The 13,643-nt window shown below is 50.9% G+C and carries 11 protein-coding genes, 1 pseudogene and 1 CRISPR repeat array (1 of these 13 cut by a window edge); of the genes and pseudogenes, 7 read left to right on the top strand and 5 right to left on the bottom strand.

Features of this window, described 5'->3' with window-relative positions:
• A CRISPR array of direct repeats spans window positions 1-623; the repeat unit is 29 nt; unit sequence GGTTCCCCCGCGCATGCGGGGATAGGCCC; it reaches 443 nt to the left of the window's first position.
• Between the two features lie 79 nt (window positions 624-702).
• Window positions 703-1,134: a DEAD/DEAH box helicase gene (locus tag B9Z44_RS15300; protein ID WP_211308729.1), complete on the top strand. Its 432-nt coding sequence runs from the start codon at window positions 703-705 to the stop codon at window positions 1,132-1,134.
• Window positions 1,131-1,478, top strand: a complete 348-nt coding sequence (locus B9Z44_RS15295; protein WP_211308728.1) for a hypothetical protein — start codon at window positions 1,131-1,133, stop codon at window positions 1,476-1,478. Before B9Z44_RS15300 ends, B9Z44_RS15295 begins: the two co-directional genes overlap by 4 nt.
• A 171-nt stretch (window positions 1,479-1,649) precedes the next feature.
• Here B9Z44_RS15295 and cas9 read toward each other — a convergent pair whose 3' ends face one another.
• Window positions 1,650-3,386, bottom strand: a complete 1,737-nt coding sequence (cas9, locus tag B9Z44_RS15390) for a type II CRISPR RNA-guided endonuclease Cas9 (RefSeq protein WP_108403039.1) — start codon at window positions 3,384-3,386, stop codon at window positions 1,650-1,652.
• A 742-nt stretch (window positions 3,387-4,128) separates the two neighbouring features.
• Between cas9 and B9Z44_RS15120 the strand changes: the two genes are divergently transcribed.
• The 4 genes from B9Z44_RS15120 (at window position 4,129) to tnpC (ending at window position 7,378) form a co-directional block, all read left to right on the top strand.
• Window positions 4,129-4,881, top strand: coding sequence for a hypothetical protein (locus tag B9Z44_RS15120; protein WP_211308727.1), 753 nt, complete (start codon window positions 4,129-4,131; stop codon window positions 4,879-4,881).
• Between the two features lie 58 nt (window positions 4,882-4,939).
• Entirely contained in the window at window positions 4,940-5,224 is a 285-nt protein-coding gene (locus B9Z44_RS15505; RefSeq protein ID WP_108403038.1) for a transposase, read from the top strand.
• Between the two features lie 172 nt (window positions 5,225-5,396).
• Window positions 5,397-5,678, top strand: a complete 282-nt coding sequence (gene tnpB / locus B9Z44_RS14855) for an IS66 family insertion sequence element accessory protein TnpB (RefSeq protein ID WP_170108526.1) — start codon at window positions 5,397-5,399, stop codon at window positions 5,676-5,678.
• A gap of 104 nt (window positions 5,679-5,782) precedes the next feature.
• Window positions 5,783-7,378: an IS66 family transposase gene (tnpC, locus tag B9Z44_RS14850; protein ID WP_425437207.1), complete on the top strand. Its 1,596-nt coding sequence runs from the start codon at window positions 5,783-5,785 to the stop codon at window positions 7,376-7,378.
• Between the two features lie 19 nt (window positions 7,379-7,397).
• Here the strand turns inward: tnpC and B9Z44_RS14845 are convergent, their stop codons facing one another.
• On the bottom strand, window positions 7,398-7,706 hold the full coding sequence (locus tag B9Z44_RS14845) for a hypothetical protein (RefSeq protein WP_108403036.1): 309 nt from the start codon (window positions 7,704-7,706) through the stop codon (window positions 7,398-7,400).
• A 103-nt stretch (window positions 7,707-7,809) separates the two neighbouring features.
• On the opposite strand from B9Z44_RS14845, the pseudogene B9Z44_RS14840 reads away from it, so the two are divergent.
• Window positions 7,810-8,189: pseudogene (locus B9Z44_RS14840) on the top strand (DDE-type integrase/transposase/recombinase); the annotation flags it as partial.
• A 143-nt stretch (window positions 8,190-8,332) separates the two neighbouring features.
• Here B9Z44_RS14840 and guaD read toward each other — a convergent pair.
• Genes guaD through xdhA form a run of 3 tightly spaced genes read right to left on the bottom strand, consistent with a single transcriptional unit; the run spans window position 8,333 to window position 13,449 of the window.
• The gene (gene guaD, locus B9Z44_RS14835; RefSeq protein ID WP_108403035.1) at window positions 8,333-9,682 is read right to left on the bottom strand and encodes a guanine deaminase; all 1,350 of its coding nucleotides are present in this window, start codon (window positions 9,680-9,682) and stop codon (window positions 8,333-8,335) included.
• A gap of 3 nt (window positions 9,683-9,685) precedes the next feature.
• Window positions 9,686-11,986 carry a xanthine dehydrogenase molybdopterin binding subunit gene (gene xdhB, locus B9Z44_RS14830; RefSeq protein ID WP_108403034.1) on the bottom strand — a complete coding sequence of 767 codons (2,301 nt, stop codon included), beginning with the start codon at window positions 11,984-11,986 and terminating at the stop codon, window positions 9,686-9,688.
• Entirely contained in the window at window positions 11,983-13,449 is a 1,467-nt protein-coding gene (gene xdhA / locus B9Z44_RS14825) for a xanthine dehydrogenase small subunit (protein ID WP_108403065.1), read from the bottom strand. Before xdhA ends, xdhB begins: the two co-directional genes overlap by 4 nt.
• Window positions 13,450-13,643: the final 194 nt, after the last annotated feature.

Here is a 13,643-nt window from a genome sequence, read left to right as displayed (position 1 = left end):
CGGGGATAGGCCCAGAAGAGACACCGATCAAAGCGCAAGATTTATGGTTCCCCCGCGCATGCGGGGATAGGCCCTTCACCAACTTCGAGCGCAAGGCAATTCGATGGGTTCCCCCGCGCATGCGGGGATAGGCCCTGCGTGATTGGACTAATCATTTTTCGAACCTCGGTTCCCCCGCGCATGCGGGGATAGGCCCATAGCTCGAAGAACATTGGAAGAAGGGTGACGGGTTCCCCCGCGCATGCGGGGATAGGCCCTGGGGCGACTGGTTTTATTTGCATGCGGAGTCGGTTCCCCCGCGCATGCGGGGATAGGCCCACAGCGGAGAACAGCGACTCTCTATCGGGGAAGGTTCCCCCGCGCATGCGGGGATAGGCCCCATTTTCTTAGCTGTTCGCGCCGAATGTCTGTGGTTCCCCCGCGCATGCGGGGATAGGCCCAAGATTGAGCCGGAGCGGGTTTGGACTTTCAGGGTTCCCCCGCGCATGCGGGGATAGGCCTTCGCACGCTGGACTGACCCGCTGACAAGCCACGGTTCCCCCGCGCATGCGGGGATAGGCCCTTGAATGCTCTTCGACTGCGGCGACAAGACCAGGTTCCCCCGCGCATGCGGGGATAGGCCCGTGCGTTTTTTGAGCCACCCTTATTCAAAGCTTGGCGCGCCGCGACAATTTGCCCGAACTGTTCAGCTAATACGGACAGGTGATCATTGATGAGGCGCATCATCTAACCGCAGAAACATTCGAAGCAGTTTTGAAGCAAGCCAGCGCACGCTTCATTCTCGGGCTCAGCGCCACACCCGTTCGCAGCAATGGGCATCATCCAATCATCTTCATGCAGTCAGGTCCCGTCAGGCATATTGCAAAACGCCCGGCACACGTCCCTGATCAGCTATTGGTTCGGGTCCAGCCTCTTCCGACTCCGTCTGTTCCACTGAACGCCAGTATCCAAGAGGTTATTCGGCTATTTGCTGAGGACAATGATCGAAATACACGCATCGTCGCCGACGCGACCAATGCCCTGGAAAACGGGCGCAAGGTGCTGCTACTGACCAAGAGAACGGAACACCTTGACCTGTTGCACACGCAATTGGGAATGTCGGCTACCCATGCTTCATGTTGCACGGGCGCATGAAGGCAAAGGAACGCCAGACCATCATCAAGGCACTGGCGGATTTACCGCAGGACGCCCCGCACATATTGTTGGCCAGCGCACAACTGGTCGGCGAGGGTTTCGATCATGCACCGTTGGACACGCTTATTCTGACGCTGCCGATCTCATGGGCCGGAACGCTACAGCAATACGTTGGACGGCTACATCGTGACCAGGCAAACAAGAGCGACATCTTGATTTACGATTACGTTGAACCGGATCATCCTCAACTCTACAGGATGTGGGAAAAGCGACAGCGGGGTTACCGAGCGATGGGTTATCAAGTTATTTCCGAACAACAACAATTGCGCCTTAGCTCCTCATGACTCCTCGGGTTGTTTTTAGGAGTAATCGCTCGTTTTACCTTTTCGAGGGGATGGGCACATTTAGCCAAGTTCCGGCTAGAGCACATATCCCAATCGTCTAAACTAGACAGCACGTGACCTCTTGTTTTACAAGGGGTTATTTGCTTTTTAGCGTTCAAGAAACCGGCTGATTCAAAACAAATCAAACTGATCTGGCGTCTTTTTCGCAGGCATGGCCTTGCGGCCCTGAAAGCTAATGATGCGTTCGTATTGCTTATCGGTCATTTGAAAAATGTTCACTTGCCCACCTAGCGGCAGTGCTTGTTCTACACGCTGGCAATAGGTTTGCATTTGCGTATGGCTGGTGCAAAAGCGCATGTACACACTCAGTTGGCCGTAGCGTTTGATCAAGGCGTTCACCACCGTGCGAATTTGATTTAGCCCAATGTGTACGGTGGGGTTGGCAATCTTGCCGTAACGCTTTTCTGGTGTGTCTTCGGGCTTGCCAGTGCCAAAGCCAACATGGCGTTGCAAGTATTCGCCGTAGTAGGGCAAACAAGGCAGTATTTCGCCTGTGCTGGCATGACTGATGTTGCTATGGTGGTCAAAGCCAGCAGTCAGCACAGCTTTGTCATAGGTGATGACCTCGGCTTTGAGTGCAGGCAATATTTTTTGCAGTGCATTGGCGCAAAGGCTGCCGTAGCCTTCTGCTAAGTTGGTGTTTGCCACGCGTTCTGCTGTGGCCTCGTCGATGCCCGTATTTTCTTGCAACCAACGCACCAGAGTGGCTTCGTTTTCTTCTTTGACAAGCTGCATCACGATGCGGTCTTGTTGATCTTCACTCAGCTCAAACCATGCAGGACCAAACAAATTTTTCTTGCTTAGCATTGCACTCGTGCTGTTGCCTTTGAGCTCTGTGCGTTTTCCATCTTCAAGGTTAAAGCCACCCGAAAACCCAATGAGTTTTTTGATCTGTGTGAATGTTCGCTTCGTATTGCCTTCAAGTGCTTGAATGATTTGGTTGCGTTGCTCTAGCGTGAGGGCTTGCTCACTCAGACCTTCTTTCAACAAGCGCAGATTGTTGACCTCTTGGTAAATACGAAAGCGTTGCTGGCTAGGCAGTTCCAATGGCGCGCGCTCTTCTTCGGGCATGAGCGTGCATCGGCCAGGCTTAACTGGTTTGAGTGGGCGTTGGTGCAGCAAGCAGTCTTTAAGTTCTGCACGCGCCGTTTCGGTAAACAGCTTGGGGTTGAGTTGGGATTGTTTTTGCCAAAGTGCATCAAACTCGCCTTCGATCATTGCGCGATCAATGTAGAGGTCGTAACGCATTTCAGTTTTGGTTTTGCCATCTTCGCGCTGCACCATGTGTTGGCGATAGCGTGCGCGTACCGATAGACCTGATTGGTGACGCATATTGAGCCATTCCCCCACGGTGCGGCATTGGGTTGCTTGCATCGCTTGGCGCAATTGGCTGATGGCCGTTTTTAATGCTCCGCTGTCGTTTTCTTTTTTGTCAGTTTTGCGGTTGCTTTTAAAACCGCGTCTTTGGTTGATGTGAAATATCGCACGCGCAAACTCATCGGGCCTTAGTGCTTGGTCAAGCCCCTTGGCGCGCAGTGCGAATGGGTCAGAACGTTCAAGTAGTTTGCGATCTTCTTCGTCTTGCGGAAAGAAGCCGTGCGCGATGAGAGTTTTCATCATGCGCGCTTTGCGCTTGAGCAGCCTATCGCGGCGGCGGCGCATGGCGCGTGCTTCGCGCCGAGTCACTGCAAGTGATGACCCGTCTTTGGGGTTACGACCATCGCTAAAAATGCGAACACCAGCTTTGATGATGGCGCAGGGTTGGTTTTCTGCATTAAGCCTGACCATGGCCCAGCCAAGGGATGTGGAACCGAGGTCTAGAGCTAGCCTATAGTGCATTTCATTCATATCCGCGGCCTTGTATTAATTAATGTGGTCTATTGTGCTATATTAGTCTCGTAGAAGTAAATTGGGATATGTGCTCTGGGCGCTAACAAGCTGAAGATTTCTTCCAGATGCATCAAATGAAAGGGCCGCTATATGCGGCCTTTTGTCTTAGGCGATCAAAATTAGCGGCATTCACACTTCTAGAGTGCGTAGTGCAGCCTGGTTGCGCAATTTAAAAGGTGGCGAGACGCCCCAGCCACACCTACCAAGGCAGTAGGTTCGCTAATTCTGGCGTATCACGGATATGAAGACCGCACAATTTGCCGATGAGCAATCCAAGAGTCACCTATCTTTATTAATCCTGGCGACCAGGATGGTTTCGATACCGCAGATATTAGTTGTGATGAAGCAGATCTTGTTTACCCATGCGACATAGGACTTGCTAAAGCAGATTGCGATCCAAAAAGGTTTACATGGTATCAATAACTGTTAAACCTCGTACCAAATTCATGCAATAGAATTATATATTTACACTTTTGTAGTTCAATGTGTTTCATTAATAAATGTGTCTGCTAGGTGCTCACAAAGGTTCTTCATGCCATTTCTTGTAAGATTTCAGGAATTCATCGCACCCAAGTCCTTATGTTTATTATCTGTGTTTGCACTAATGCTTACCGCTTGCGGTGGGGGCAATGAATCTAACAATACAACGTACGTAATCACTGGAAACATCTCTGGCTTAGCTAACGGACAACAAGTCACCTTGCACAACAATGGCGCTGATGCGTTGATAGTCACATCAAACGGTAACTTCATTTTCCCCACACCTGTTGCTTTTAACGGTAGCTTCAATGTAACTGTCGGAACTCAACCCACTGGACAAACATGCTCCGTCGTCAATAACTCCAGCAGCGGTGCTGGCGTGACATCCAACGTCAACTCCGTGAATATCGTTTGCTCAACCAACACTTATACGATTGCAGGCAGCGTCTCTGGCTTAGCTAACGGACAACAAGTCACCTTGCACAACAATGGCGCTGATGCGTTGATAGTCACATCAAACGGTAACTTCATTTTCCCCACACCTGTTGCTTTTAACGGTAGCTTCAATGTAACTGTCGGAACTCAACCCACTGGACAAACATGCTCCGTCGTCAATAACTCCAGCAGCGGTGCTGGCGTGACATCCAACGTCAACTCCGTGAATATCGTTTGCGTCGTGATGGACTATTTCAAATATGGCGGATTGACTTGGATGCGGCCCCTTTGGGAATTACGCGGCTGGAGCAATGCCTATACATACTGCAAATGGTACGGCTGGCGGTTGCCTACAAGCACTGAATTATGGAATATGTCCAATTCGAAGATTCATATAAATTTGGGGTGGGTTAGTGGCTTAACTTGGACATCAACGCAGTCGATGATCGGCGTCAACTACGAACTCATCGATACATCCGGGCCCTCTCTCTCCAGCGGCTACTACAAGTCATTGAACATGGTAATGTGCGTCTACTAGGTAAGCGGCTGGTGAAGTCATATTGTTGAACAGGGAATAGACAGGCACAGTGTCCACGATGAACAAAACAGTGGACACGGTGGGCAGCTCGCTCACGATAAAACAGAGAGCGCCTAAGACGTTTTACGAACCCAGCCTTAAAGCGCGAGTTGTAGCCGAATGCAGCCGAGCTGGGGCAAGTATTGCTGGGATTGCGTTGAATCATGGGTTAAATGCCAACATGGTGCATCGATGGCTGGATGAATACGAGGCTGGCATTGGTTGGGCCAAGCATATTGAGCGTCAAAGCTCAATTTGTAGCAATTGCCATGGAGCCAAGCGCTGTGATGCAAGGGCCTGCTAGCCATGATGTGTTACCAAGTGGTTTTATAGAAATTGAGGTGACGCGAGGCAAATCGCGCATTTCTATGAAATGGCCAGTGGACGCGGCAAACGCATGTGCCACGATGCTGGGGCAGTTGCTGACATGATCCGAATAGATGCAATGTGGCTGGCGGTGCAGCCACTGGACATGCGTGCGGGAATGGATAGCGCGATTGGCGCGTGTGGTGGGTGTATTTGGTTCGGCCAAGCCGCACACGGCGTATGTGTTTAGCAACCGTCGCGCCAATCGGCTCAAGGTGTTGGTGCATGACGGGGTTGGGATTTGGTTGGCGGCGCGTCGGCTGCACAAGGGTAAATTTGTGTGGGCACAAGATGAGGGTAGTCAGACGCGAGGGCTGAGTCGGGTGCAGCTTGATGCACTGGTTGTGGGGTTGCCATGGCAGCGCATTGAAGGTGCGATAGATTTGCTGTGAGGGCATGATGTTGGTTTGTGAGATGCACGGCAATTGGTGGATATGCCGATGGTCAAGGAGGTGCTTGGCTGGCAGACTTGACTCTCATGATTGCAGCAATAGAACTGGCCAAACTCGACGATGCGACACGCAGCATTGTTGAGCAGTTGCTGCAACGCATTGAGCGTAATGCGCATCAAATTCATCAGCAAGCAATTGAAATCGCCAAGCGTGAAGCTGAAATTGTTAAGCGAGATGCTGAGATCAATTGGCGCGATGCCAAGATTGAGAAACTGACGTTTGAGATGGCGCAGCTCAAGCGCGTGCAATTTGGTGTCAAGAGCGAGCGGCTCAATGTGGATCAACAGCATTTGTTCGAAGAGGCTGTGAGCGCTGATTTAGCGGCGATTGAGGCAGAACTCGACGAGCTCAAGGCGTCAGCTGTGCCAACAACACAAGCCTCGAGTGAGAAGTCCAAGCCAAAGCGTGCGGCGTTGCCTGCGAATCTGCCTCGCGTGGAGCGACACCATGAGCCAGAGAACACGATGTGCGGGTGTAGTTGTGAACTCAAGCGTATTGGTGAGGACGTGAGTGAGAAACTGGATTACGAGCCTGGGCAGTTCACGGTGGAGCGTCATGTTCGTGGCAAATGGGCGTGCTTGCATTGCAAGACATTGATTCAAGCGCCAGTGGCGGCTGAGGTGATTGACAAAGGCATCCCCACATCGGGGTTGCTGGCCCATGTGTTGGTGGCCAAGCATGCGGATCATTTGCCGCTGTACCGACAAGAGGCGATATTTGGTCGTGCGGGGTTAGCGATTCCTCGTTCGACGCTGGCGGCGTGGGTTGGGGTTTGCGGGGTGCGATTGCAACCCTTGGCAGATGCGCTCAAACGCCATGTGCTGAATTGCCAAGTGGTGCATGCAGATGAGACGCCTGTGGCGATGCTCGCGCCTGGCAAGGGTAAAACGCACAGGGCGTATTTGTGGGCTTATGCGGCTGGGGTATTTGAGCAGACGAAGGCGGTGGTGTATGACTTCCAGCCTGGTAGGTCTGGTGAACATGCGCGCAACTTCTTAGGCAACTGGCGAGGCAGCTTGGTGTGTGATGACTACGGGGGCTACAAAGCGTGTTTTGCAGGCGGCGTAACTGAAGTGGGGTGCATGGCGCATGCGCGGCGTAAGTTCATGGACTTGTTGCTGGCCAACCAGAACAGCTTGGCACAAACGGCGCTTGATTTGATGGGTCAGTTGTACGGAATTGAGCGACGCGTCAAGGATGAGTCGGCGGACAAGCGGCTGCAGGTGAGGCAGAGCGAGTCAGCCGCCATTGCGGATCAATTGCATCGGTGGCTGAAGGCGCAGCGTCAGAGGGTGCCTGATGGAACGGCGTCGGCCAAGGCGATGGATTACTGCCTCAAGCGCTGGGTGGCGTTGACGCGGTTCATTGAAGATGGGAACTTGCCGATAGACAACAACCATGATGAACAGCAAATTCGGCCATGGGCGACTGGGCGCAAGAATTGGTTATTTGCGGGGTCGTTGATGGCGGGGCAAAGGGCTGCGGCGATCACGAGCTTGATTCAATCGGCCAAGCTCAATGGGTTAGACCCGTACATGTATCTGAGCGATGTACTGACGCGTCTACCGACACACAAGGCAAGCGACATTGATTTGTTGATGCCTCATATTTGGAAGCCTGCTAGCTGGGAGTGCGGCTAAGCGACTGGAGCAATAGAACTCAAGCGGGACTGGCCTTGCGCAACAACTGCGGTGAGACCTTCCAGTTCTGTCCGTCATCTGTGAGCAAGCTGGCTGTCTTTTTGTTGAGGCGTACAACCAAAGCGTATTTGGTGATGCCATCGCCGGTGGTGAAGTGGACTCGGTCACCCTCGGTGAATTGAGCCAGTTGGACAGTACTCTTGGCTTGAGCCAACAGATTTAACCGTTCGACAACCATACGGTTGAGATAGAGCAGATCTTGTTCACCCATATGGCGCAGAGCTTGTGCAAACAACTCCCGATCAAGAACGGTTTGCTTGGTACTCATGGCAGTTAAAACTCTCGACACAGACAATAAGTTTACAGTTTAAATGCTGTCTACATCAAAACCGTTCACATGCAAGATGTGTTTGCTAGACGCTTACTCTACTAGATGTAAGGACATGCGCCCATTGAATGAACGTGTGCCAATGCAATTGGCGCAAACCGTCAACGAGGTTTGGAACATGGACTTTGTCTCAGATAGCTTGTCCAACGGTCGCAGGATCAAATGCCTAACAGTGGCCGATGACTTCAGTCATGAGTGCGTAGACATTGCGGTGGACTATGGCATTCAGACCAGTACGTGACTCGTTTGCTGGACCAAGCGGCGATCTTCAGAGGCTACCCGTTAGCAGTACGAACAGACAACGGCCCTGAGTTCGCGAGCCAAGCTTTTATGGCTTGGGCAACGGCGCATGGTGTGAGGCATATCTTGACTCAACCAGGACGCCCCATGCAAAACGGCTACATCGAGAGCTTCAATGGGAAGTTGCATCTACTAGGTGTGAGGACACGGAGATTGACTCTGTTGCATGTCGTAATAAAGTAGTTGGGCTCTAGCAGGAACAATGGCCTCTCAAAATGCAGCTCCCTTCTACACAAAATTCATGACATATTCTTCAGAGATCATCTCTATATCTCTGGCCAATAGGCCTGCCCCACCTTTGCGTAATCATCGCCTTGGATAACCGTGCGAGAGATCAGTCGATCATCACCTAAAACAATCATCGCGAACAACCATTCCTCTAAAGACTCGGCTTGAGTGGTCCGCCGTTTCAGCAACTCCGTTGCCGATGGATTTATAACAACGAAATCCGCTTCACACCCTGGCAATAAATTCCCAACAATGCCCTCCAATCCTAAGCATTGGGCTGCTCCTGCTGTGTGCATCCACCACAAGTCATGAGGGGACAAACTATGACTTCTTCGCCCAGCATCTTGGAGAGCTACGGTATAAGCCGCATGCATGGTGACAAATGGCGAGAAGCTTGTTCCCCCACCGACATCGCTCGCTAGACCATACTTCACACCCGCCTCGTCTGCACCCGCGAAATCGAAAAAACCACTACCAAGAAATAAGTTACTGGTAGGACTACAGGCAATTGACGCCCCAACGTCAGCCAATCGGTCACGATCTTCCCCATCTATGTGCACACAGTGCGCATAAATAGCTCGTTGTCTCAACAAACCAACTTGATCGTAGACATCTATGTAACTGCGCGCTTTTGGATAGAGCTCCTTTACCCATCGGATCTCGTCTTTGTTTTCAGCCGCGTGGGACTGTACCCACACATCCGGATATTGTTGCGCCAACTCCCCGCACCCGCGTAGTTGTCGTTCTGAACTAGTCGGCGCAAATCGAGGGGTGATGGCATATCCAAGCCGGTCTTTCTTATGCCACTTCTCAATCAAACTTTGTGTTTGTTGCAAGCTCTGAGCAGTATCTACATCTCGTAACCCATCCGGACTGAATCGGTCTTGCAAAACCTTCCCCGTAATCATTCGAAGTCTTCTCGCTTGAGCTTCTTGCATCAATGCGTCAACCGACTCAACATGTGAAGTCGCAAAACAAAGCGCCGTTGTTACTCCGTTTCTTTGCAATTCATCTAAGAAATATCGAGCAACCGAACTCGCGTAATCAATCTCAGAGAACCTCTTCTCATGCGGAAATGTGTACTGCTCCAACCAGGGAAGAAGCCCTTGTGCAGGCGATGCAATCACGTCCGTTTGAGAATAATGAACATGCAAATCAATAAAGCCAGGGGCTATGCAACGATCTGGCCAATGCGTCACACTCACATCGCAATACTTTTGTCGAACCTCTTGATAAGCGCCCAACGCTTCAATACGGACAACCCCATCGGCACCTTCAGCTGTTATCAATAGCCCGTCTTGTAAGTACGAAAGCTCTTTCTTAGCTGCATCTGCAAACCACAACAAATTTGCGCGCCACCCTCTTTTCTTTTTGCGCTCAATATTCATCAGTTAGTCCACTTCTCTAACACGTGTAACCGCTTTGAGAACTCGCTCTGGCGTTGCGGGAGCATCTAACTCAACGGGCGTTGTCGAATCCCTAACCGACCCCACAGCATCTCTTAACGCTTCAAAAACACTTATCCCAAGCATAAAGGGCGGCTCCCCAACTGCCTTACTCCCACCGACGTTTGCCTCACGGTTCTCTTCCATCCACAAACTAACATTCAATTCCTCTGGCATATCTGCTGCTGTCGGAATCTTGTAGGTACTCGCACCTTGCGTTAAGAGCTTACCGCTCTGATCCCACACCAGCTCCTCGGTCGTTAACCATCCAACACCTTGCAAGAACCCTCCCTCGATTTGCCCGATGTCAATCTCTGGATGTAATGATCTCCCAACATCATGCAATATGTCTGTTCTAAGTAGCTTGTACTCGCCCGTTAGAAGATCAATTGCAACCTCACTGCATGCTGCGCCGTAGGAGAAATAGTAGAAAGGCCGCCCCGTCAATGTTTTTGGATCGTAGTTGATCTTCGGCGTCGCATAGAACCCATCACTCCACAATTGCACCCGTTGCTTGTAGGCAAATTGCACAGCCTCTTCGAAACTGCGCTTGTGCCGTGGCGTTACGACCGAGTCATCAATAAAGGTGATCTCATCCGCAGAACATCCATCGTTTTTGGCAAGGCAATCTGCAATGTTCTTCTTGATCCGAAGCGCGGCATACTCTGCGGCTCTCCCATTCATGTCTGTTCCACTAGAAGCCGCCGTTGCACTTGCATTGGCTACTTTGTCAGTGTCACTTGCACTGATACGAACACGCTGCTCGGAGATCCCTAACGTTCGGGCCACCACCAGACAGACCTTCGTATGAAGACCTTGTCCCATTTCGGTTCCACCGTGATTCACCAAAACGCTGCCATCTGTAAACACACTCACCAAGGCACCCGCTTGATTAAATTGCGTCGCAGTGAAACTGATTCCAAACTTGACTGGCGTTAACGCCAATCCTTTCTTAAGATTTTCCGATTGAGCATTCCATTGTTTGATCTCCTCACGCCTTACCCGGTACTGGCAATCAGTCGCAAGTTGCGTGATTAGTGCTTCTAAGACGTTGTCTTCAATCTCCATTCCATAGGGCGTAATATTGCGCTCTTGAATTCCATAGAGATTTTGCAAGCGAACATCTAAGGCATCCTTCTTCAGACACCGTGCGATATCTCCCATCACCGTCTCAATCAGAATCACCCCCTGCGGCCCCCCAAAGCCTCTAAATGCCGTATGGCTCTGTGTATTCATCTTGCAACGATGTGATGTCACCTTAACTGCAGGTAACCAATATGCGTTATCTGTATGAAAGATTGCTCGATCTGCAACTGGGCCACTCAAATCTGCGCTATGCCCGCAATGCGCCATCTGCAATGATTCGAATGCCTTAACTCGACCATCGGCATCAAAACCCACTTGCCATTCGTGACTGAATGGATGACGTTTTCCTGTCACCAACATATCATCTTTGCGGTCTAAACGTACTTTCACGGGCACTTTGAACTTGTTTGCGGCCAATGCTGCCCACACCGCCAAGTGGCCAGCTTGGGTCTCTTTTCCCCCAAAACCCCCACCCATGCGACGACAAATCACACGCACCTGATGCATCGGAATATTCAGCGCATGTGCGACCCAATGTTGCACCTCCCCTGGGTGCTGGGTGCTGGAATGAATCTCCCACCGTCCGTCTGCTTGAGATATGGCGTATGCCACCTGACCCTCAAGATAGAAATGCTCTTGTCCTCCCACCTCTAATTTGCCAGATAGCTGATAAACACTCTCTTGCCACCCAGCATCAATTGCCCCTCTTTCTAAATGAACACTTGGCAGTACAAAGCTTGACTGTGCACATGCTTGTCTTGCGTCCAAGGTGGGGGCCTCGGCATCGATTCGCATCGGTACTGAATTAGCCACTCGCGCCGCAACCTCTCGCCTTTTTGCCACCACCAGTCCTACCACTTGACCGTAGTATGCAATTTCGCTCTCTGCAAAGATATTCTCATCCGCCACATAAGTGGCTAATTTGCTGCTCCCTGGTATGTCGCTCCCAGTCACAACTCCCGAGACCCCTTCTTGCGACTGTGCCCATACCCAATCCACATGAGAAAGAGTTCCTGCGGCGAGCGAACTCAATACGACAACTCCATGCAATGTGCCCTCTATTAATGGCATGTCATCAACATATGGGGCGGTCCCTTGGACATGTCCTATAGCACTCTCGTGAGAGTCACTACTCTTTAACAAAGTATTTATGCTGTTCATGACAAGTCCTCCAAACGTACCGCGCCTTGTTTCGTGCGCTCTAGGTATGCCCGCTCGAGCAAATTACCCAAGACTATTTGTCGATACTCACCACTCGCTCGTAAATCTGAAATTGGCTCGAATTCGTTCGCGATTTCAACTTGCGCCTCTTTCCAAACCGCATACTCATCTTCTCGGCCCTGCAAAATGCACTCCGTTCTCATTGCACGAACAGGGGTTGCTGCCACGCCGCCAAGACCGATTCTCACAACATCCAGTCCTTGCTTATGCCCCTCTATGCGAATGGCCATACACACTGCGGAAATATCGTCTTCGTGTCGCTTCGATACCTTGTACAAGCCCAACCACTCGCCTTCAGATGGCCGAGGAACCTTGATACAAACTAACACCTCATCAGGCCACATCACCGTCTTCTTGTAGCCCATATAGAACTCGGACAAAGGCAACTCTCTAGACATTACCTTAGAGTTGCGCCACGCTTTCAACACCACTGTTGCATCTAAAGACAACAGCAGAGGCATGCTGTCGCCAATCGGTGAGCCATTTGCAATATTGCCGCCTAGCGTGCCCGATTGCCGTACAGGCCACCCAGCAAAACGTGCTGCGAACGCTTTAACGACAGGGCGCTCTTTCGCGAGTACATCAAAGGCCTCTTGCAACGACACGGCCGCACCTATACACAAATGATTGGCAGTAACTTCTATCGCACGCAACTCTTTGACACGATGCACATCAATGATGTGGGGCAGATGTTTCATACCCTGCTTTACCCATATGCCAACATCCGTAGCGCCGGCAATCAACTGAGCCTTCTGATGCTGGGCTCTCAGCTCTAATAATGTCGACAACTCCGTCGGCATCTCATAATTCATAACACTATGCGCACAAGACCGAATCGTCATTAACTGATGAGCAATTTCTTTCTCATTTTCAAGTACTTTTGGATAGTCACGCATAGAAAATGCAGCATCAACGATAGATCGATAGCCCGTACAACGGCACAAATTCCCGGACAAGGCATCGATCACATGAGATTTTTGAAGCTCCTCACTCTGTGCACATGTACGTTGATACAGCGAAAATAAACTCATCACTACGCCAGGCGTACAAAATCCACACTGTGTCCCATGTCGCTGAACAATCGCAGCCTGTGCTGGATGAAGCACCCCCTCTTGAGCCAGATCGGCTGCCGTCCATAAGGCCATTCCATGAATAGCATGTGCAGGACGAATACAGCTGTTGATCGCTCGGAAATCTAAATGCTCACCATCCACCGTGTCCGCAATAACCACCGTACAGGCGCCACAATCACCCGCCGCACAGCCCTCTTTAGCATCGCATACGCGTAAATCCTCCCTCAAGAGATCTAGCAGCATCCTGTCTGGCGGAATATTGTCTAACTCGATGATTTGCCCTCGCTTCCAGAACCGTAGAACACCTTCACGATTTGTGGTTTGTGACATGCTTTGCCTCGCGATTTTCATAAGAAGCCACCCAATAGACGGCAAGTATAGTTAACTTATTAAGTATTCAAAATAATTTAAATAACTTAAAAATAAACATTTTGGCTCCTTGAGCAACAAAAAAGCCCAGAGCCCAGCCGCAACCGAGCCGTGCCACTCTCCCTAATCGAACAATATTCTTACGCTCTGTGCGC

It is taken from the genome of Limnohabitans curvus (genome assembly GCF_003063475.1).
Taxonomy (GTDB): Bacteria; Pseudomonadota; Gammaproteobacteria; order Burkholderiales; family Burkholderiaceae_C; genus Limnohabitans; species Limnohabitans curvus.
This window is presented reverse-complemented; position numbering and strand designations above follow the sequence as displayed.